Consider the following 19,753-nt stretch of genomic DNA (forward strand, 5'->3'; position numbering starts at 1 on the left):
CCTCCTTTGTCTACTGACTGCCTTCCTTATCCGCCTCATAAAGATATTTGGACAGCGCTGCCAGCGACACAGCCATGTTCTCATTCTGTACCAGCACATGGTCGGGCACGGTTAAGTGGGTGGGAGCAAAATTCCATATGGCCTTTACACCGCCGTCTACCAGGCGGTTGCATACCTCCTGGGCACATTCCGCAGGAACCGTGATGATGCCGATGTGTATGTTCATTCTCTGGCAGAGGTTTTCCAGCTTTTCCATGGGAAGAACCGGCTTTCCTCCTGTTTTTGTATTCACCCTTCTTCCATCAGAATCAAATGCCAGGACAATCTCCACTCCATACTGCTCAAACCCTTTATAAGACAGAAGGGCTTTGCCCAGGGATCCAACTCCTACCAGAGCCGCCTGATTCGTATTATGAAACCCTAAAAACTCCTCCATGTCTCTGATTAAATCCTTCACCACATACCCCAATTTGGGCTTTCCGGCTGTCTTTGCCACCATTGCCAGATCCTTGCGCACCTGAACCTCATTAAGCTGAAGATCCAGGGCAATGACCGGCGCCGATATTGTCTCTGTTCCTTCCCGGTATTTCCGTTCCAGATAATGATGATACATGGGAAGGCGCTCCAAAGTCTTCCTGGATATTCCTCCCACCAAGTTTTTTTTCTCTTCCATAATCGTGTACCCCCACCTTTTTTAACGAAAGGATTCTTCATTTCCCTTAACATCCAAAGCTTTTACGTTCCAGTTCTTAAGACTTTTCTCCATCTTGCAAGTCCGTAAGAAGCATGGCATCACCAAAACTAAAGAAACGGTAACGCTCTTTAATGGCTTCCTCATAGGCATGAAGCACATGATCCCGCCCTGCAAGGGCGGATACCAGCATCACCAGCGTAGATTCAGGCAAGTGGAAATTCGTAATCAGGCAATCCAGAAGCTTAAAACGGTATCCGGGATAAATAAAGATTTCCGTCCATCCGCTTCCTGCCTTTAAAATCCCCTCTTCAGTGGAAGCAGATTCCACCGTACGGCAGCTGGTCGTTCCCACACAGACGATGCGGCCGCCATTTTTCTTCGCGTCATTGACCTTTTTCGCTTCTTCCTCTTCTATAATATAGAACTCAGAGTGCATATGATGGGCTTCGATCTCATCCACCTTTACCGGACGAAAGGTTCCAAGCCCTACGTGGAGAGTCACATGAGCGATGTCTACTCCCATATCCTCAATTTCCTCTAGCAGCTCTTTTGTAAAATGCAGACCGGCTGTAGGCGCAGCCGCTGATCCCTCATGCTTTGCATAAACCGTCTGATAACGGTTCTTGTCCTTTAGCTGATGGGTAATGTAAGGAGGCAGAGGCATCTGTCCCAAACGGTCCAGTATCTCTTCAAAAATCCCTTCATAGGAGAACTGGATAAGGCGGTTTCCTTCTTCCACCACATCGATTACGGTTCCCTTTAACAGGCCCTCCCCAAAGGAGATCACCGTTCCTGTTTTTGCCTTTTTCCCAGGCTTTACAAGGGTTTCCCAAATGTCGTTTTCTCTTCTCTTTAATAAGAGAATTTCTATCTTTGCTTCGGTCCCCTCTTTCACTCCAAACAATCTTGCCGGAATGACCTTGGTATCATTGATGACCAGGCAATCCCCTTTCCGTAAGTAGGAAAGGATGTCCTTAAAATGTCTGTGCTGAATCTCTCCTGTGTGTTTATCTAATACCAGCAGCCTGGAAGCAGAACGGTCCTCAAGTGGATCTTGTGCAATCAGCTCCTGGGGCAGATCAAAATAAAAGTCCCTAACATTCATAAATCTGTACTCTCCTTTGCCAAAAATGCTCCTCTGCAGGGTGCCACGCAGAGAAGCATCTGTTTTACGTATTGTTTGATTGGCTGCCTGAATCGGTTGTCTCTTCCGACACTTCCGGATCTTCCTTCTCATCCATCAGAATGTGATAGACAGCCAGAAGATTTTCATCAGACTTTAAGGCATTCTCAAGACCGTTGTTTACCTCTTTTGCCTGCTTTTGCACGGCATCAGACTTGTTTGCCCCTTCCATAAACTCCGACTGTTCTTCGCTGGTATCTGAAACCAGATAATAGCTTCCGTCTGCTGCTGTTTTTACATAGCATACAACCAGGCTGGGCGCTAAGGTTTCCGCCTGACGGAATTTGATATCAAATCTGGCATATACTACGTATTCGCCCTCGTCAACTCCCGGAACCGTATAGCATACCAGGTTTTCAAAACTCTGGTAGAATTTCACTTCTTCTTCCATTCTGGTTCCCTGGTCTCTCAGTTCCTCTTCCGAATAGGTATTACCATATACCTTTGAAAGAGCCTCTATATCGCAGGTTTTCCTGGCTTTAAAATAAGCTTCCATCAAATCATGAATCGCCGGTATGGCCTCTTCCTGCAGCGTGATCTCTTTCTTTGCTGTTGATGCCGTACTTTCAGCAGATGAATCCACCGTAGAAACATTAGCCGGATTATTACCTGTCTGCTGGGGCTTATCCAAAACAATAACGGCAAAAATCAGTATAATCGCTGCCAAGGGGAAAAACAGAAACTTTAACAGCCGTCTGCCATCTTCCTTGGAACACTTCTTCCATTTTTCAAATAAGTCCTTCATATGGGCTTGACCTCCTGGAGAATCAGTCTCCTTTTCATTCTAACAAAAAAACAGACAAAAATCAACAAATACTATTGCGCTTTAAAAGAATCTATAGTAGAATATAAAAGATGCATCTGTAGCTCAGTGGATAGAGCAGTGGCCTCCGGAGCCGCGTGCGTAGGTTCGATTCCTATCAGATGCATTTTTTATTTGCCAATTTTTATTCCTCTAAAAGCCTTATTTTATAAGGACTTTCTCGTATTTATCAGCTTTTCGCGAATCTTCCCATTTCCTGGATTTTACTGGTTTTTACTGAAAGATAAGTGGTAAATAAGTGGTCGGCTTTGTGGTCAGATAAGTGGTCAAAAAATCCCCACTAAATCTTGGAGATACCGGACATTACATCTGTCATCTGATCATTTAAAACGTGGATATATGTGCTGTATGTAGTATTGATATCTGCGTGTCCTAAGAGTTTGCTGACAACGCTTATCTCTGTTCCTGCCTTTAATAGCCTAGAAGCAAATGTATGTCTGAGTGCATGAATCGTATAATACTCCGCCCCCACTACCCCAAGAACACTTTTAAACGTCCTCAATATATTCCGTTCAGAAACATAACCTCCATCAGCAGTACTTGCTACATAATCCGTTTTAATCTTCTTTCTTCTATTATAATCCTGTATCTGCATCAGAAGAGATACCGCCATGTCATTCAAAGGTATCAACCTATTTCCCGATTCCGTTTTCGTAATATCACTGAAGGTCTTCTTTTGCTTTCCCACAACGGAACCGCTTTTGTCTCGTTCTTTCGCTTTAGTTAAGGTTTTATTTACCCTTAAAGTCTTCTTATCAAAATCAATATCTTGCCATTCTAAAGCCAAAGCTTCACCAATTCTCATTCCAGTGTTTAAAATTAGCAGCAGGACAGGCATGTGCTTAAAGAACTGATTATTGCTCTCCTGTAATGTATTATTAAACTCATACATTTTGTTAGTTATGTTTTCTGGAAGAATTTCAGTCTTTCTTGTTTTTACTTTCATGTTGCGCTCAATAGGCAATTGCACAGCAGGGCATGGATCAAAGGCTATCTTTTGAGAGTTATAGGCATATTGAAAAACCCCTTTTACAAATTCATAATGCTTCTTTACCGTAGAATATGCCTTTGTAGCTGACAAATCGTTTATCATAGCCTGTATATCCTCTGTAGTCACATTTCCTACCTGAAACCAACCTATGTAATTGCATACGGTATTATACGTCTGTTCAAGTCGATCATATGATACTGGCTTTAATATTGGAAATTTCACTGTTTTCATCCAAAATTCGGCATAGTCTCTGAATGTTGTGGATTCCACTTTTACAGTATATTTTGACCTGTCCTCATTATATTCCTTAATTTTGCGCTTCAGTTCTCTTTCTGTTTTTGCATAAAAAGATTTATATATTAGCTTACCATCTGGCTTCTTACCCGCAACATACCTATATTCATATCTGCCATCACTTCTCTGCCTTATTAACCCATCTCCCTTGTCTCTTCTATTATTAATTGTTGATATGCTCATCGTATCAAATCCTTTTACATCTGAGCATCGCCAAACAATTTGACCATGCTCCTATTTTATCAAATACAGCTATATATTAATAGCCTTTCCAGCATTTTTCTTGAACCATGCGTCAAGCTCTTCTTTCGAAATTAGGTAGTCCTTATTTACACGTACTATTGGCAAAATCCCTTTTTCTAAAAACTTTTTCATTTTGTCTCGTCCAAAGCCAAATATTTCCTGTAAGTCAGCTTTGTTGTAATACATCTTTTCTATGATATATCCCTACTTTCTTAAAGTTTTACATATAAAAAGAGCCGACGTTAAGCCGACTCTTGTGATAATATTCAATACACTTATCATAAAAGACCGCGGTGTTTTGCTCGACATAATTTTCATCATGGCAGCAGGAAGTCAATTTCACTAGAATCATGTCCACCAATCTGGAAGTTTGTCAATGTTTCCCATACTTTCATGGACATAACAAATGGATCCACTTCACATTCGTTTGTCATTAAAGCACTCATTTCCTCATTAAACTTTTCGACATTACAGTCTTCTTTTAAATTGAATATAGTAGTATTATCTTCAAATCTGCAATACTGATCATTTTCGTCTTTATAGCAATACTCTTTGTAAACCTCGATAAGCTTCTTAATATAGTATGCATAATCATCAGACATGATTTTTATATTCTTCGTACACCAATAATCAACTGGAACGCCAAGATTCAATTCTTTTATCTTTGAAAGCATAACAACCCCACTAGCAATTTTATCAAATGTTATTTTCATATTTTTACTCTCCTCATTAATATACTTTTTGCATACAAAAAGGGGCTGTAAAAAAACTCCCCTAAAAAAATCGCTGAGGTCGTGAGACCACAGCGATTTTTTGGTATAATTAATTATGCGACTAAAAAACTATACTAATGCTAATTATACCTCACGTCAATTGAAATTACCATTAGATATCAAAAATTAATTAATGTTTCTGATCCGGTATACACTTTTTGCGAGATGATGGTTCACATTGACCTATCAAGATATTTTGTAGAGAAAGGATACAAAACAGGTCGTCCAAGATGTGATGAACAAAAACTCCTTAAAGTTATACTCTTTGCCTTCATGGAGCACGGTATCCGTTCTCTGCGTGAAATAGAAAAACTTTGCAGGAACGATATACGGTATATCTATCTTATTGATGATATGAAGGCTCCTTCTTTTGCAACGTTTGGGAATCTGATTCGCAATGAATTAACGGATTCGATTGAGCAGATTTTTATCGACATCAACAGCTACATTTTTGAAAAGGATCATGTGGATCTGGAGCATACATATATTGATGGCACAAAAATCGAAGCAAATGCAAACCGTTATACCTGGGTGTGGAAATAATCATGTCTTCGTAACCGTAATAAAGTTTTTGAAAAACTATCGGCATTAATTGATTCGATGAATACAAATGTTTTAGATTATATGGGAGTAAAACTTGAAAAACGAAATGAATATGCCATTGATTATGTCACGGAATTACTTGAAAGCTATAAAACAGCAACCGGCCTGGATATGATAAAGTTTGTGTCAGGGACCGGACACAGAAAAAGTATGGAACAGCGTCAATATCAGGAAATGCAAAGATTTCTGGAACGTCTGAAATCATATGCAAAGCACATAGAAATATGTGGAGATGAAAGAAACAGCTATTCAAAGACAGACTACGATGCTACTTTCATGAGAATCAAACGGGACTATATGGGAAATGACCAGCTCCTTCCGGCCTACAATCTACAGGCGGCGATATGTGATGAGTACATAGCAGCAGTTGATGTAAAACCCTACGCCTCTGATATGGAATGCTTTGTGCCGCTAATGGAAAAGTTCAACAGCCTCTATGGACGTTATCCCAAATATCCGGTTGCAGATGCCGGATATGGTTCGTATAATAATTATCTTTACTGCGAAGAACACGGCATGGAAAAGTTCATGAAGTTTACCATGTTTAAAAAAGAAACCACGGATAAGAAATACCACAATGATCCATACCGGGCTGTCAACTTTAAAAGAGCTAAGTCAGGTGCTCTTATCTGCCCGAATGGAAAAAGATTTAGGTTTAAATACAATAAACAAGTATATAAAAACAAGTATGGAAGAACAGAAGAAATATACGAATGTGAAGGCTGTGAGGACTGCCCATATAAACCTGACTGCTGTAAAAAGAAATCCGGGAACAGAACCATATGTATGAATCAGGAATTAACAGCAATCCACCAAGAAGTGATCAGTAACCTGGAATCCATTCATGGAGCACTTTTGCGAATGAATCGAAGCATTCAGGCAGAGGGAACCTTTGGGGTAATCAAGTGGGATAAGTCGTACAAACGGCTCTATAGACGAGGCGAAAAGAACGTAAATCTCGAGCTCACTTTAATTTCATGTGGTTATAATCTTTACAAGTATCATAATAAAAAAAGCCGGTTACTGACAGCTGCATAAAAAGTCAGCGGGATGGAATCATTTATCCCCTTGGATTCCCAAGGGTAACTTTGAGTACGCATTTTTTGCTTAAACAAAGATATCATAATTATTTTTCCGGGCGAAATCAATATAAAATTTGAAATAGGATTCATATCAGCGAACGCTGATATGAATCCTATTTCAGGAGGGACTTATTTTACAGCCCCTTTTCCTTTACGCGATTTATAACGTCTATAGTTCTAAAAAATTCATGATGAATGTATCATCTTTTACCTTATCACTTGTTATCATTGAGGTATCAGATAAAACCATTTTGCAGAATTCATCTCGTTTACTATTTTGAAAATCATTAAATTTGCCTATCACTATGTCTTTTATTTTCTTTAACCCATCAGATTTTTAATACACCCGCCTAAATATTGTGTTTTCCGACTAGATTGGTAACAATTAATAAGTGCTTCATGCTCATATCTACAGGAAATTTATAGTTTTGGAGAGTGCGGACATCCATATTCATATCGGAGGCCAAATTCTCTTGTGTTTTAGGATATGAATTTTTTTCGTATCCGTTTAAGTACTGATTGTTGCCATGTTCAATTCCATACAACCGTTCCAGCTCCTTAATTCTCAATCCAACTTTTTTGGCAGAACCCCCAACATCCTAGACTCCGATTGCTGCCACTGGTTTTCTAAGGCAACTGCTTATTTTTCGTTTTGCAATTTTACACGAGAATATATAACTAATACATTAATATATATATCATTCACTATAAAACAGCTTCGAACTAGAAGTAGTACTATTTACTATTATTAATGTCAGAAAACTAACAATAGACTTTTACGCAAAAATGCGTAAAACCCTTACAAATAAAGTACTTTTAACACATCATATACTTTCCTTATTGTCTGATAATTATAATTATTAACTATTTTCCGTTCGAAACCATGTTCAATAATACATCATATTTACAAATTAAAACAAATTTACTGTTAATTAATATTTAATAACTTTAATGTCTAAAATCTCTATAAACCCATAAATACAGGCTTTTCTCGAAAAATGCTAAAATTAGTATATATTCTGATATGATGGCAGCGGAATCACACAATACTAGGTAATAAAAAAAGCTATAAACCCAATATAAATAAGGGCTTATAGCTTTTATTCTATATCAATGTTACAATGAGCAATGGTAAAGCTCAATTATTAGTAGTCCGTAGTATCTCCTGCTGTCAGCAAAATCCAGTAAGTAATCCACTATGGTACGAACGTCTTATGGGAACATATTCGTACCGAAATCAGCGTAAAAGGTAATCATTTACGAATCAGAGCAATTTTACTAGGCGCCATTTTATTATATAGGAAATTCCTCAGCCTTTTCACGTTTCATTGTAATGGTATCAAAACAAGATTTGCTTAATTTTTCAAAATCATTTCTATTGGAGACTAACTTATGTATAATATCAGAACTGTCTTTTACTGATCGTACAATAAAACCATTTTTATTGTCTTTAACTAATTCTTCAACTCCGCTTGTCTTTGTAACAATAGGAACAACTCCGTTTGCCATTGCTTCTAGCATAGATAGTGAGGTTCCTTCTTTTATAGAGAAATTAACAAATACATGTTTTTCTTTCCAAAAACACTTCATATCTTCATAAGATATCTGTCCATAAAAAATTACTTTATCAGTTAATTTCGATTCTATTACAAATTCTTCTATCTCTTTATAACATTCTCCTGTACCAGCAATATGCAATTGATATTTTATTTGCTTAGATTCCATATTTTTTAATAGATCAATTAGTAAATCACTTCTTTTTACTGTTTTATCCAATCTGCCTGCATATGCAATGTGAACTTTATTCTGGATATCTTCCTTTTTTAAAGAATCTTCTTGAGGAATTGGATATTGATTTTTGATTTTTATATCATTACATCTTTCAGGCAGACGTGTCATCAACTCAGAATAAATCTCTTTACTAACACACCAGAAAATATCAATATATTTTTGATACCATATGCTTTGTATATACATAAACTCACTATCCGAATGTACAACATGGATCACTTTAATATCATAATTTTTGTCTAAAACCTGTAATGCTGCTAACATTTCAATACTTCCATTATCTATAATGAATTTTGGCCTTTCCTTTAGTAAAATCCTAACCAGTTCCTTTACATTATTAATAAATCCAGTGCCTGAATCTAAATTTAAAACACTTGTTGGCGGAATCTTATAAAAATCAGGGCCGACATAATCAAATTGTAAAAATGGATATTTTATATTTACAAATAATGTTTCTTTATTATTGCAAAAGGAAGAGTGATATAAATTAGCCGCCCAGGATTCTAACCCCCCCATAACAAAACCAAATTGTAATGTTATTAACACTTTATTATCTTGTGGAATATAATGATTAACAGCATTCATGTTTAACTTTAAATTTGAAACTAATAATTGATAAAACTCAAAATAAGAAATACATATATTTTCCCATTGCTCATTATAACTTCCAATATAATCTTTAAGCTCTTCAAACTCTTTATATTTATTATGACAAATTACAATTAAGTCTTTCTCTAAACAAATGCTATTTTTTTTACCTAGATCCAATACTTTACTCTTTATTCCTACATTATTGATTTCTCTAGAAACCTCTAATATTTTTTTTTCATTTCCTAATATATAAATATCACCTGAAAAAGCATTAATTTTCTCTTCTAAAAAAAGTTGATTTAAATAAAGATAATCTGTAAAAAATACTTTTGATTCTACATGGGATAATTTTTCAGCAACTTCAAATTCATCAAGAAAAGCCACTTTAGCGATTTCAATTCCATCTACTTGAAGCTCGCATTCTTTTCCACAGTATTCTACTAAAAAGAAATATGTTATCTGATCTTTAATTCCGTTCTTTTCTGCAACATGAGGTGGGAACTTGAAATACAAATCACTTGCTAATCTTCTTATGATTTTAAAATTATTACTTCCAAGTTCTTCATATAGTTCTCTATATAATGCCTCATTTAAACTCTCAGATTCTTCAATACCACCTTTTACAAAATCCCAGATCCCGTTTTCAGGTAAAGTATCTTTAACATTAGAGTTTTTTATCTTATTTACTAATAAATACTTATTACCACATAATATGATCGCCCCTATTGCTTTTCTGGTTTTCATTTTAATCCTCTTTTCTCTAGGCGCTATATTAGCACATTTCTTATAAATTACTTTCATAATTTAAAATTAAAAATTAAGTATCGCATGGGCTCTACATTCCTGAACCTTTCTTAAATTATCATAAGATATCATTTCACTAATATTTTCTTTTTTTATACAATTTTGCTCATTTACTTGTTTATTATGTTTAGTTTCAATTTTATTAATTTCACCAGGAAAGCATCCGATTTTTCGATTAGCCAACAAATAATCAATTTTTCTAATTATACAATAATCACATGCTATTTTGCATGATATATTATTACTCCAAGAAAACCAGCTAGAAGTGCATTCAAGTATATTGTCGTTTATCTTAAATGATAATATATTGTAATTATTTAATAGTCTTTCTGTGTAAGGTTTTGACTTAGTAATTATTTTTACGAAATTCAAATCACCCGTTGTAGCTTGTCTTAAAACTACCCTGTCATTTTTTATGTAATAGTCATATTCTAAAAAATCCAGTATTTCTAAGTTAATTGGGGTTCCCAAATCATGCATCCAGCAATCACATTGAAATTGGTTAGCAGCGGCACAAGATGTTTTATTAAAATACTCCACCCCATATTCCTGACATAAATTAATTACCTTTTCATAAAACTTTTCGTCTAGTACTTTCCGCTTATTTTCATCATGGATTCCACCCAAAATAACCTGTCTCCCCGTCTTGGAAGCAACCTGAATAATTTTTGTCATATCCTCAATATTATCATTTTTTCCAGGGATTACCGGACGAATCATTAAAGTAACCTGCCCTAAAATCTCATATAACCGATATATAGCTTCCTCTCTCTCCTTAAAACTATATCCTCCTTCATCCAAAGCAGTTAATGAATATTGAAAAAACATCATTTTTTTCAAATCAGAAGGCAATGTTTTCAGAATTTCATATACTTCTTTTGATGGTACTGCTTTGGTGCATAAACTCATTCTCATATTATTCTCATAAAGCTTGTTTATTTTATCATAGGTGTCCATAATCTGAATATCTGTAAGTGGATCACCATATGCATTATTAATCGATACTGGTATTATCCTCCACCATTCCTTGTCTACAGTCATAATCGCACTTCCTTTTCGTTATAATTTATTATTTGCTAATACAGTACAATATGCTTTATGATATCTTAATCCAGCATAATGCGGAATTGTTTCTAAATAATATACATAAAGAGAGTCTTGTTCCAATTTAGCCACTTTATGTTCATATGCAAAATATTGATTCCCTTTCTCCGCTTCTTCAAAGCACTTTAAAGCCTTATCGTATTGCTCATCAAATTGATATGCTAACCCTAAATTGACCATCAGATAATAAGCATGAGGAAATCTATGAGAGGCACTTTCCAAAAAAGTAACTGCTTCTTTGTATTTTTGCATACATAACAAAATTACACCTATATTACTAAGTATCGTAGTATCTTCCGGATCAAGCACTTCTGCCTGTTTGTATCTTTTTAAAGCTTCTTCAAACCGACCAATACCTTTATATATATGTCCTGAAAATAACTGAAATAAAAGAGACTTATCTGCATTTATAATTTTATCTCCTTTATCGCATAAGTTTAAAGCTGTTGAAAAATCCCCCTGCGCCCTATAAAGTACTGCTAAGTATCCTAATAATCCGCAGTCTTCCTCTTGATCCATCAATCTCTGTTTAAAAATTGATATATACTGTTCATTTTTCCTACAACGACTTTCAAAAGACTTTGTATGTCCAACGTGATTAATATAAGCTTTACTATTTATCGTTTTACCTCCATGAGCTTTTATACTTTCACTTACTGATTCATTAATTTTTCCGTTGAAGACTACATTATCATTTTTGAAAAAGCGTAAAGCACTACTTATATACCACCCCCCATTTTTAAAGAAATTATATTTTTGCAACCTTAGCCCCCATACTTGTTCATCTGCCATTTCTACCTCATGTTGCATAATCTGAAAGTTTTTGTAATCAATTCTTTCATCTGCATCTAATACTAAGATCCAATCTCCTTTGGCATGGCTTAATGAATAGTTTCTAGCTTCAGCAAAGTTACCTTTAAATGGATAATTATAAATTTTATTTGTAAAACTTTCTGCTATTTCCTTCGTTTTATCTATAGAACCAGTATCAACTACAATAATTTCCCATGCAAATTTTGATACTGAATCCAGGCATTCTCTAATATAATCCTCTTCATCTTTTACTATCATACATACACTAATTTTCATTGATTTAACCCTCCTATTTAGTCAATTCATACTAAAAATATGCTTTCCTTCTCACATTTTCCATTACTAGTATACCAAATTATTGTTTAATACAAAATTTTTGCAATTATCGTCGTTTTTTGTTTCCTAAGCGTAATATGTTTTTATAAAACAACAAACTTTATCTATATTCTCGCTTTATATTTCAACTACTTACAATTTTTACCTTTTTATTCATTATATATAATTTGAACATTTTATATAATATTATAATATATTTGTTTATTTTGTATTTACTAATTAGTTTCGATATTATGCACAATCTATTATTTTTTATCTTGTTTTTTATAAAATATTATGATATTATGAGCCTGCTTAGACGGAGTGCTGAACAGAGTCGTATGTCTACTTTTCTTGCTTAAAATATATTGAAATGAGATATTTTAAAGTTTAATTAGAAAAAGATAATTAAAAAAATTTCATTACATAATTTCTCTGCTTTCCTCCTTATAGTTATAAAATACTTAATTAGAATGGAGCAATATGAAAAAAATTTATTATTTATTACGTATAACATTTATAACCAAGTTTGCATATATAAAAGCATTCTGGTTTAATCTTTTTGGAACAATTGTATCTATTTTAATTTATTACTTTCTATGGAAGTCCGTATTTCTCTCGAGAAATGAGTTGAAAGGATTTACAATGGCTGAGATGACAACATATGTCATTCTATCAAGAATTTTGTCTTCACAGTTTTCAGGAGGAATTAATCGAGAATTATCTGAATGGATCTACAAGGGAAATATTATCATTGAATTATTACGACCTATAAATCTAATAACTACACTTTTAAGTAAGCGGATAGGAGAATTTTTATTTTTCTTAATTTTTAAAGGTGTACCAGCTGGAGCATTAGGTATTTTTATACTAAATGGAGTTCTTCCTCTTGATCCAATAAAATTTATATTATTTTTCTTAAGCATTATTATTTCAATTGGTATATTATTTTGGATAGAAGTTATGGTTGGCTTAATCTCTCTATTCACATTAAATTCGTATGGAGTCTCTTCAACTAAAAATGCGCTTTTATCAATTTTATCCGGAGGCGTGATCCCTCTATTTTTATTTCCAGAAAAAATATCTGTCTTTTTAAATTATCTGCCTTTTGCCGGAATGGTTTCTATCCCAATTAATATATATCTCGGAAAATATAATTTGATACAGTCGCTAAAATACATTGGTCTCCAAGTGATATGGGCATTTCTCTTGGGAATATTAACGGTAATATTGTATAATTCTGTAATTAAAAAAGTCGTTGTACAAGGAGGTTGATATGAAAACACTTAAGTATTATAGTATATTGTGGGGGGCTTATATGAAAGTTGGCCTTTTAACAATGATACAGTATCCTGCAGATACAATCATATGGATTATCTCTATGCTGATTAGAGAAGCATCGGGTTTTATTGCAGTTACAACATTAGTATACCTTGTCGGAGGGCTTGGAAATTGGAGTTTTTATGAAGTATGCCTTCTATTTTCTATGTCCGCTATCATTGAAGCAATTGGACAGACTTTTTTTGATTGTGTGTGGTCAATTGATCATGCAATACAAAAAGGGGACATGGATGTATTTCTTATTCGTCCGGCCTCTCCATTCATTCAGCTACTAGGACAAGTGATCCATTTTCAGGCACTTTTAAGTATGCTTGTTTATTTTTTTATTTTCATATGGGCATCTTTGCATATAGGCATAAAATTTCAAGTACGAGAAATACTAATGGTAATAGAATATGTTATTTGTGGAACTATCATTAACTCAGGAATCTATACAATATTTAATTGTTTAAATTTTTGGATAATTCAAGGGGATGATATTGCAATTCTTGTTCAAACATGCAGAGAATTTACAAAATACCCCCTTCATATTTTTCCTCAATTTATTAATGTTTTTTTTACATACTTACTTCCATTAGGATTCGTGGCTTATTATCCGGCTTTATACCTTTTAAATAAGACAACAATTCCAATTAATATTCTCCTTCCCGTTGTGGCAGCATTCGTATCAATAATTGGATCTACATTATGGAGAAGAGGAATAAAAGGATATAACAGCACAGGAACGTAGGAGGTTATCATGCAAATCTTAGTAGAGAATTTAGTTAAAGAATATCGCAGAAAAAAGAATCCTGAAACTTTAATAAAAACACTCCATTCCATGTTTCAACCAGATTATGAAGTAATCCGTGCTGTTGATGATATTAGTTTTTCTATTGAAACTGGAGAATCAGTAGGTTATGTAGGCCCCAATGGAAGCGGAAAATCAACTACAATCAAGATGCTATCAGGAGTATTAACCCCATCATCAGGAAATATTAGCATAAGCGGATTAAGTCCAGTTAAAAATAGAAAAGTCATAAATAAAAAAATGGGAGTAGTTTTTGGAAATCGGTCAGTATTATGGTGGGATATTCCTGTTATAGAATCATTCCGCGTTCTACAAAAATTATATGAAATTCCCGAAAAAACTTTTAAAGATAACTTAGACTTATTCTCAGAAGTTATCGGCATAGGGGCACTTTTAGGTATTCCAGAACGCCAGCTTTCCTTGGGACAAAAAATGAGATGTAATATTGCTGCCGCGTTTTTACATAATCCAGATATCATTTATTTAGATGAACCTACTATCGGTCTAGACAGTGAATCAAAAATAAAAATACGTGAATTTATTGGTAAAATAAAAGCTGAACGTAATACTACTTTTCTTGTAACGTCACACGACTTTCAGGATATAGAATCGCTTTGTGAACGCATCATCTTAATTAATCATGGCCAAATTGTGGTTGATGAAAAAATAGATTTTATACGCAAAAAATTCGATAATAAAAAACAAATGAAATTTGAAATAGATCATAACCCATGGATATCAAAAAGTGACTTTCCCTTGTATGGAACAAAACTTTTACACCAGACAGATCATACTATTACTTTAGAATGCGAAACCAGATTAACTGATATAATGTCAGTAATAGGATCTATATCACAATTGTGTGAAATCAAGGATTTATCCATCAATGGACAGGATATTGAGTCTATTATACGGGAAATAGTAAAAGGAGATAATCTATAAATCATACCTATAGTTCCCTATTCTTTTCTTTACAAAACGTGCCATAGAATTTCATTTATGGCGCGTTTTTAAAATCAAGTTGGACATAATTTCACGCCAACTGTAGCAGTAGTATCAAGACAAGCTGGTCTCGCCAAGCTCTGTTCACGTTTTCTATTCCATACAGCCCTTTTACAAGTCTTTAATGTTCTTCATAATAATTTTGGATGCTCAATAGTATGTTTACTCATTTTATCCCTCCGGATTATTAAGTTGCACTTTGTATTTTATCATTTATTACATGAAATCGAACTTTCTTTGTATACTTCAATATATTTACCTTCTTCTACCACATTACTTATCGTATATAAACAACATTCTCTGTTTTCCAGCATCAATATTTTTCTTTTAGCATCAGTTTACCGTAGCAAATCATTATAGAAATAATAAAATAAAGGTCATCAGGTAATATATGCCCTTTAAATTGATTGCACGTTTTACAAGTACAACTCAAATATTTTCCCTAGTGTCAAGATTTTTTCGCAAATTGCATTTTAGCCGGTAGGTAGCCGGTAGTCAGCCGGCTATGATATCAGATTCATTCTGGAGATCCAATTCTTTCAGATGCTCCATATTCATGTAGCGCTTTGTACCCCATTGGGTTCCGGCTACGTGTCGTAGTCTGGCACATACAAGCATTAAAGCACTCTGCCCATCAGGGAAAGCGCCAATTGCACGGGTTCTTCGTTTAATTTCCCGATTCAACCGTTCAATAGTGTTATTGGTGCGGATTCTAGTCCAATGTTGGCTGGGAAAATCCATGTATGTTAGGGTTTCCTCAATTCCATCTTCAACCTTTTTAGCTGCAGACGTTAATTTCATCTCGCGAAGTTTATCTGCTACTTGTTTAGCCTTTTCATTTGCAGATGTTTTGCATTCTTGAGCATGGATAGCCTTCAGCAGCATAGAGACTTCTTTCATCTTGTTACGAGGAGTGGCTGAGAATATATTCCGATAGAAATGAACCGTACATCTTTGATACTTTGCATTAGGAAATACTTCTGGAATGGATTCGAGCATCCCAAAGCATTTATCACCGATAATTAAGCGTACTCCAGCCAGACCACGTTCTTTTAACTGTGATTGTCAATAAAAAAGTCCCAAAAATGGCGGAGAAAATTCCCCACTTTATTTATCCTGGGAAAAGCACCGCTATTGATGCCTTTCCCAGTTTCTCCCTGCTTCTTTACACCATCTTCAAAGCGTCATGCCATAATTCATAATCAGGAATTGCGATATCATTCTTCATAAGTAATAATTCCAGTTCTTTATTACGCTGTTTGAGCAGCTCGGTTTTTCTTTGCTCATCATCAAGCATATCTCTCAGTATATCTGCCGCTTCTATTGCTTCATTTCGTGTCAGTCTGTTTTCCTGCATCTCATAAATCCCCGCTATCTTCCATTTTGCCCATTCGTTCATTTGTTCCATTTTCTGCGCTCTCTTTTTTCGGTCTGCCCCGCCGTTTCACAGCACTGATCCGCTCCCTTTCTTTCATCCGGTAGCTTTCACCTTCTATGGCAATAAAGCTGCAGTGATGCACAAAACGGTCAAGGATAGCTGTTGCCAGCACCGGATCAAAAAGAATACTCCCCCATTCATCAAACTGCTTATTGGAAGTGATGATGGTAGAGGTTACCTCGTATCTTTTAGAGATCACTTCATAAAGGTCGTCCACATTTGTCTGACCCAGCTTCTTGAGACCAAACTCATCAATCACCAGCAAATCCGGTGAAATGTATTTCTTCAGTTTCTGACGGAAAGAGTTGTCCGCACGGGAGATGTATAAATCCTCCATCATTTCCGAAAGTGTGGTGAACAGCACCGTATACCCCTGCTCAATGGCTTTGATGCCAAGCGCGATGGAGAGATGGGTCTTTCCGGTTCCGGGAAGTCCGATAAAAGCTATATTTTCTTTTTTCCTGATAAACTCGCAGGTTCCAAGGGAATAGATGACCTGACGATTTAGGCAGGGCTGCCATGAAAAGTTGAATTCTTCCATCGTTTTGTGCTGGGGCATACGTGAACGCTTCATTAGATCGTTGCGTCTGTTTCTTGAGCGGTTAAGGTTTTCATCGTTTATAAGCAGTTCAAGAAATTCGATATAGGACATCTGCTCCTTTGCTGCCTGTTCTGCCCGCATATCCGCCGTTTGGAGAATTCCGGCAAGATGGAGCTTTTTAATCTTTTCCTGTAATGAATCATTCATGACTGATCACCCCCAGTCCTGTCATTTGCCGGTAATCAGACAGATTTCTGATTTTGCTTCTTCCCTCCATAGACGATTCCTGTGCATCTTCCAGCGGAAGATTATACAGACCGCTTTCGCAGATCCTTTTTACTGCCCGGTAGGTAATGTTCCCATAATGGCATGCCCTTTTACAGGCTTTGTCTATAGCATCCTCCCCATATTTTTTCCGGAGTGCCAGGATACCGGAAATGCTCCGGTAATGATGGCACTGGTACATATCTGTATCCTTAAATGCTTCCAAAAATGCCAGTGCGCCTGACCCCACCTCCGCCATTTTTTCGCGGTAGCTTGACAAAAGCTCCTCCTGTGTTATTGTTTTGGTAGATGGGTAATGCTTCTTATCCGTCACATGTTCGCCCTTTGCATTTTCGCACAGGCTGTGGAGGGCGATCTCTTTTCCGGCATGGTAGATCTTCAGTAAATGATTCACTTCGATGACATCCACATCCATTCCGATATAAGTGTAAGGCACAGAATAATAATTGCCGCCATGAACGATATGGCAGTCTGTCCTTACGGTTGCTGTCCCGGATTTTGAAAAGAGAAAATCCTGTGCAGGGAGCGGCTTTAAATATGCTTTTTCTGTCTCAAGATATACGGTCTCCGGTTTTCGGCCGGTTGTCCCGTGTATCCGGCGGTTTGCCGTTTCTTTCAGCCATGACAGGAGAAACAGCTTTGCGTGCTCAAGCTCTTTAAAATCCCGTCCCTTAAAGCAGTTTTCTTTTACGTATTTCACGTTCGATTCTACTTTCCCTTTATCGGTTGGTGTGTATACCCGGCAGGGATTGGGCAGGAAACCATAGTGACCGGCAAAAGCGGCATAGGTACGCTGCACAGTCGGCTCATAAAAGTCTGCTTCTACGATAGCAGCCTTTAAGTTGTCAATCTTTACGGTCTGGGGAACTCCGCCAAAGTACCGGAATGCTTCTGTGTGGCACCGGATGAAGGTCTGCACGCTCTGATCCAGAGTAACAGCGACGTACATGTATCGGGAGTAGCTCAAAGACATGACAAATATCCATGCTTTACGGGGTGTTCCATTTACTTTCAAAGTTCCGATATAGCCGAAATCCACCTGTGCCTCTTCGCCTGGCAGGGAATGCAGCACCATGTAGGCGTGAGGCTGGGATTTCCTTATTTTTTTCACATAATCACGCAGGGTGGTATAACCGCAGGCAACTCCGAACTCTTTTTGCAGATCCTGGTGGATGCGGGTAATGGACAATTCCTTGGATAACTGGATTTCTATGTATTCCCGGTATTCATCCAGCATGGATGGCCAGGTTCCCTCCTGTGTTTCCTGTAGCAGCTCCTTTCCCTGCGTTTCTTCCCTGAGCACTTTGCGTACGGTTTTTCTGTCAACGCCAAGCATCTTCCCAATCTGGGTTTTGTTATATCCTTTCTGATACAGAGTCATAATTGTAGTTTTCATGTCTACCTCCAGCATAATAAATTTTCCTCCTTATGGGGAGATTCATTTGTTACGCTTTCAGTATAACTGTATCTTTATGTTAGGCATAACAAAGTGGGGAATTTTCTCCGCCAAAAGTGGGTATTTTTATTATGCCATTCACACTTTTAACCACACAAAGAATGTTCTCCAGCTTTCACGGTCTTCTTTCATGCCTTCGGCTGCGCCAATAATTTCACGACATCCATCTTCGTTGACCCCAATGGCAACAAGGATAGAGACGTTTTGTATTTCACCGCCCCAGCTGCGCTTTAAATAAACACCATCTACAAACACATATGGATAAGAACCGGTAAGCTTGCGGCTTCTCCATGTTTCAATGTGTTCATACGCTTTTTTATTTAGATTGCTTATTGTTCCTGGTGAAACTTTGGTTCCCCATAATGCCTCGGTAATATCTTCAACACGGCGAACTGAAACACCTGCGAGATACATTTCAATGAGAGCTTCTTCAACAGAGCATTCTCTACGGCGATAGCGCTCAATAATGGCAGTTTCAAACGGTACACCCTTTAACTTTGGCATCTTCAATTTGACCTCACCAGCTGTGGTTTGAAAGTTCCTGTTGTAATGCCCGGAACGATATCCTTTACGTTCACCGGAACGCTCGTATTTTTCAGCATTAACGAGTTCATCAGCCTCATGATCCAGCAAGGCGTTAAGGGTTTCCTCAACGCTGTTACGTACTAAATCTTTCAATTCGTTATGGATAAGTTCCTGATTTAATTGTATAATGTTATCGGATATGTTCTATAGCCTCCTTTGTGAGATTTGGTTGTGGTGACTTTATTTTACCAAGTGGCTATGGAACATGTCC

The 19,753-nt window shown here is 36.3% G+C and carries 17 protein-coding genes, 1 tRNA gene and 2 pseudogenes; 6 read left to right on the plus strand and 14 right to left on the minus strand.

Going from position 1 to position 19,753, the window contains the following annotated elements:
- Positions 1-10 precede the first annotated feature (10 nt).
- The 3 genes from ABFV83_RS13215 to ABFV83_RS13225 form a co-directional block, all read right to left on the minus strand.
- Positions 11-673, minus strand: a complete 663-nt coding sequence (locus ABFV83_RS13215) for a redox-sensing transcriptional repressor Rex (RefSeq protein ID WP_349944452.1) — start codon at positions 671-673, stop codon at positions 11-13.
- Positions 674-749: 76 nt separating this feature from the next.
- Positions 750-1,799, minus strand: coding sequence for a tRNA preQ1(34) S-adenosylmethionine ribosyltransferase-isomerase QueA (queA, locus tag ABFV83_RS13220; RefSeq protein WP_349944454.1), 1,050 nt, complete (start codon positions 1,797-1,799; stop codon positions 750-752).
- Between the two features lie 64 nt (positions 1,800-1,863).
- The gene (locus ABFV83_RS13225; protein WP_349944455.1) at positions 1,864-2,622 is read right to left on the minus strand and encodes a hypothetical protein; all 759 of its coding nucleotides are present in this window, start codon (positions 2,620-2,622) and stop codon (positions 1,864-1,866) included.
- A gap of 112 nt (positions 2,623-2,734) precedes the next feature.
- On the opposite strand from ABFV83_RS13225, the gene ABFV83_RS13230 reads away from it, so the two are divergent.
- Positions 2,735-2,806, plus strand: a tRNA-Arg gene (locus tag ABFV83_RS13230).
- Positions 2,807-2,980: 174 nt separating this feature from the next.
- On the opposite strand, the gene ABFV83_RS13235 is transcribed toward ABFV83_RS13230, so the two are convergent.
- From ABFV83_RS13235 to ABFV83_RS13245, 3 genes are all read right to left on the minus strand, one after another.
- Positions 2,981-4,168 (minus strand): tyrosine-type recombinase/integrase, encoded by a 1,188-nt coding sequence (locus ABFV83_RS13235; RefSeq protein WP_349944456.1) that lies wholly within the window; start codon positions 4,166-4,168, stop codon positions 2,981-2,983.
- A gap of 69 nt (positions 4,169-4,237) precedes the next feature.
- A complete protein-coding gene (locus tag ABFV83_RS13240) occupies positions 4,238-4,414 on the minus strand; it encodes a helix-turn-helix domain-containing protein (protein ID WP_349944458.1) in 177 nt (58 codons plus the stop codon).
- Positions 4,415-4,545: 131 nt separating this feature from the next.
- Positions 4,546-4,941, minus strand: coding sequence for a hypothetical protein (locus tag ABFV83_RS13245; RefSeq protein WP_349944460.1), 396 nt, complete (start codon positions 4,939-4,941; stop codon positions 4,546-4,548).
- Between the two features lie 333 nt (positions 4,942-5,274).
- Between ABFV83_RS13245 and ABFV83_RS13250 the strand changes: the two genes are divergently transcribed.
- A complete protein-coding gene (locus tag ABFV83_RS13250) occupies positions 5,275-5,544 on the plus strand; it encodes a transposase (RefSeq protein ID WP_349944462.1) in 270 nt (89 codons plus the stop codon).
- Positions 5,545-5,601: 57 nt separating this feature from the next.
- Complete coding sequence (locus ABFV83_RS13255) at positions 5,602-6,642, plus strand: transposase (protein ID WP_349944464.1); 1,041 nt, start codon at positions 5,602-5,604, stop codon at positions 6,640-6,642.
- A gap of 1,337 nt (positions 6,643-7,979) precedes the next feature.
- Here the strand turns inward: ABFV83_RS13255 and ABFV83_RS13260 are convergent.
- The 3 genes from ABFV83_RS13260 to ABFV83_RS13270 form a co-directional block, all read right to left on the minus strand.
- The gene (locus tag ABFV83_RS13260) at positions 7,980-9,812 is read right to left on the minus strand and encodes a glycosyltransferase (protein ID WP_349944465.1); all 1,833 of its coding nucleotides are present in this window, start codon (positions 9,810-9,812) and stop codon (positions 7,980-7,982) included.
- Positions 9,813-9,878: 66 nt separating this feature from the next.
- Positions 9,879-10,913: a hypothetical protein gene (locus ABFV83_RS13265; protein ID WP_349944467.1), complete on the minus strand. Its 1,035-nt coding sequence runs from the start codon at positions 10,911-10,913 to the stop codon at positions 9,879-9,881.
- Positions 10,914-10,931: 18 nt separating this feature from the next.
- A complete protein-coding gene (locus tag ABFV83_RS13270) occupies positions 10,932-12,065 on the minus strand; it encodes a glycosyltransferase (RefSeq protein ID WP_349944468.1) in 1,134 nt (377 codons plus the stop codon).
- Positions 12,066-12,587: 522 nt separating this feature from the next.
- On the opposite strand from ABFV83_RS13270, the gene ABFV83_RS13275 reads away from it, so the two are divergent.
- Genes ABFV83_RS13275 through ABFV83_RS13285 form a run of 3 tightly spaced genes read left to right on the plus strand, consistent with a single transcriptional unit; the run spans position 12,588 to position 15,177 of the window.
- On the plus strand, positions 12,588-13,379 hold the full coding sequence (locus tag ABFV83_RS13275; protein WP_349944470.1) for an ABC-2 family transporter protein: 792 nt from the start codon (positions 12,588-12,590) through the stop codon (positions 13,377-13,379).
- Position 13,380: 1 nt separating this feature from the next.
- Positions 13,381-14,175 carry an ABC-2 family transporter protein gene (locus tag ABFV83_RS13280; RefSeq protein WP_349944471.1) on the plus strand — a complete coding sequence of 265 codons (795 nt, stop codon included), beginning with the start codon at positions 13,381-13,383 and terminating at the stop codon, positions 14,173-14,175.
- 9 nt (positions 14,176-14,184) lie between these two features.
- A complete protein-coding gene (locus tag ABFV83_RS13285) occupies positions 14,185-15,177 on the plus strand; it encodes an ATP-binding cassette domain-containing protein (protein WP_349944473.1) in 993 nt (330 codons plus the stop codon).
- Positions 15,178-15,732: 555 nt separating this feature from the next.
- Here ABFV83_RS13285 and ABFV83_RS13290 read toward each other — a convergent pair.
- The 5 genes and pseudogenes from ABFV83_RS13290 to ABFV83_RS13310 all read right to left on the minus strand — a co-directional run.
- A pseudogene (locus ABFV83_RS13290) lies at positions 15,733-16,293 on the minus strand (transposase); the annotation flags it as partial.
- A gap of 109 nt (positions 16,294-16,402) precedes the next feature.
- Complete coding sequence (locus ABFV83_RS13295) at positions 16,403-16,645, minus strand: hypothetical protein (RefSeq protein ID WP_349944474.1); 243 nt, start codon at positions 16,643-16,645, stop codon at positions 16,403-16,405.
- Positions 16,596-17,423: an IS21-like element helper ATPase IstB gene (istB, locus tag ABFV83_RS13300; RefSeq protein WP_349944476.1), complete on the minus strand. Its 828-nt coding sequence runs from the start codon at positions 17,421-17,423 to the stop codon at positions 16,596-16,598. Before istB ends, ABFV83_RS13295 begins: the two co-directional genes overlap by 50 nt.
- Positions 17,416-18,912: an IS21 family transposase gene (gene istA / locus ABFV83_RS13305; RefSeq protein WP_349944477.1), complete on the minus strand. Its 1,497-nt coding sequence runs from the start codon at positions 18,910-18,912 to the stop codon at positions 17,416-17,418. Before istA ends, istB begins: the two co-directional genes overlap by 8 nt.
- A 129-nt stretch (positions 18,913-19,041) precedes the next feature.
- Positions 19,042-19,683, minus strand: a pseudogene (locus ABFV83_RS13310) (transposase); the annotation flags it as partial.
- Positions 19,684-19,753 lie beyond the last annotated feature (70 nt).

The sequence above is a fragment of the Lacrimispora sp. BS-2 genome (assembly GCF_040207125.1).
GTDB lineage: Bacteria > Bacillota > Clostridia > Lachnospirales > Lachnospiraceae > Lacrimispora.

Excerpts from the sequence above, each read along its gene's own strand:
- ABFV83_RS13215 (WP_349944452.1), bottom strand. The coding sequence starts at position 673 with ATGGAAGAGAAAAAAAACTTGGTGGGAGGAATATCCAGGAAGACTTTG.
- queA (WP_349944454.1), bottom strand. The coding sequence starts at position 1,799 with ATGAATGTTAGGGACTTTTATTTTGATCTGCCCCAGGAGCTGATTGCA.
- ABFV83_RS13225 (WP_349944455.1), bottom strand. The coding sequence starts at position 2,622 with ATGAAGGACTTATTTGAAAAATGGAAGAAGTGTTCCAAGGAAGATGGC.
- ABFV83_RS13235 (WP_349944456.1), bottom strand. The coding sequence starts at position 4,168 with ATGAGCATATCAACAATTAATAATAGAAGAGACAAGGGAGATGGGTTA.
- ABFV83_RS13240 (WP_349944458.1), bottom strand. The coding sequence starts at position 4,414 with ATGTATTACAACAAAGCTGACTTACAGGAAATATTTGGCTTTGGACGA.
- ABFV83_RS13245 (WP_349944460.1), bottom strand. The coding sequence starts at position 4,941 with ATGAAAATAACATTTGATAAAATTGCTAGTGGGGTTGTTATGCTTTCA.
- ABFV83_RS13250 (WP_349944462.1), top strand. The coding sequence starts at position 5,275 with ATGGAGCACGGTATCCGTTCTCTGCGTGAAATAGAAAAACTTTGCAGG.
- ABFV83_RS13255 (WP_349944464.1), top strand. The coding sequence starts at position 5,602 with ATGAATACAAATGTTTTAGATTATATGGGAGTAAAACTTGAAAAACGA.
- ABFV83_RS13260 (WP_349944465.1), bottom strand. The coding sequence starts at position 9,812 with ATGAAAACCAGAAAAGCAATAGGGGCGATCATATTATGTGGTAATAAG.
- ABFV83_RS13265 (WP_349944467.1), bottom strand. The coding sequence starts at position 10,913 with ATGACTGTAGACAAGGAATGGTGGAGGATAATACCAGTATCGATTAAT.
- ABFV83_RS13270 (WP_349944468.1), bottom strand. The coding sequence starts at position 12,065 with ATGAAAATTAGTGTATGTATGATAGTAAAAGATGAAGAGGATTATATT.
- ABFV83_RS13275 (WP_349944470.1), top strand. The coding sequence starts at position 12,588 with ATGAAAAAAATTTATTATTTATTACGTATAACATTTATAACCAAGTTT.
- ABFV83_RS13280 (WP_349944471.1), top strand. The coding sequence starts at position 13,381 with ATGAAAACACTTAAGTATTATAGTATATTGTGGGGGGCTTATATGAAA.
- ABFV83_RS13285 (WP_349944473.1), top strand. The coding sequence starts at position 14,185 with ATGCAAATCTTAGTAGAGAATTTAGTTAAAGAATATCGCAGAAAAAAG.
- ABFV83_RS13295 (WP_349944474.1), bottom strand. The coding sequence starts at position 16,645 with ATGGAACAAATGAACGAATGGGCAAAATGGAAGATAGCGGGGATTTAT.
- istB (WP_349944476.1), bottom strand. The coding sequence starts at position 17,423 with ATGAATGATTCATTACAGGAAAAGATTAAAAAGCTCCATCTTGCCGGA.
- istA (WP_349944477.1), bottom strand. The coding sequence starts at position 18,912 with ATGCTGGAGGTAGACATGAAAACTACAATTATGACTCTGTATCAGAAA.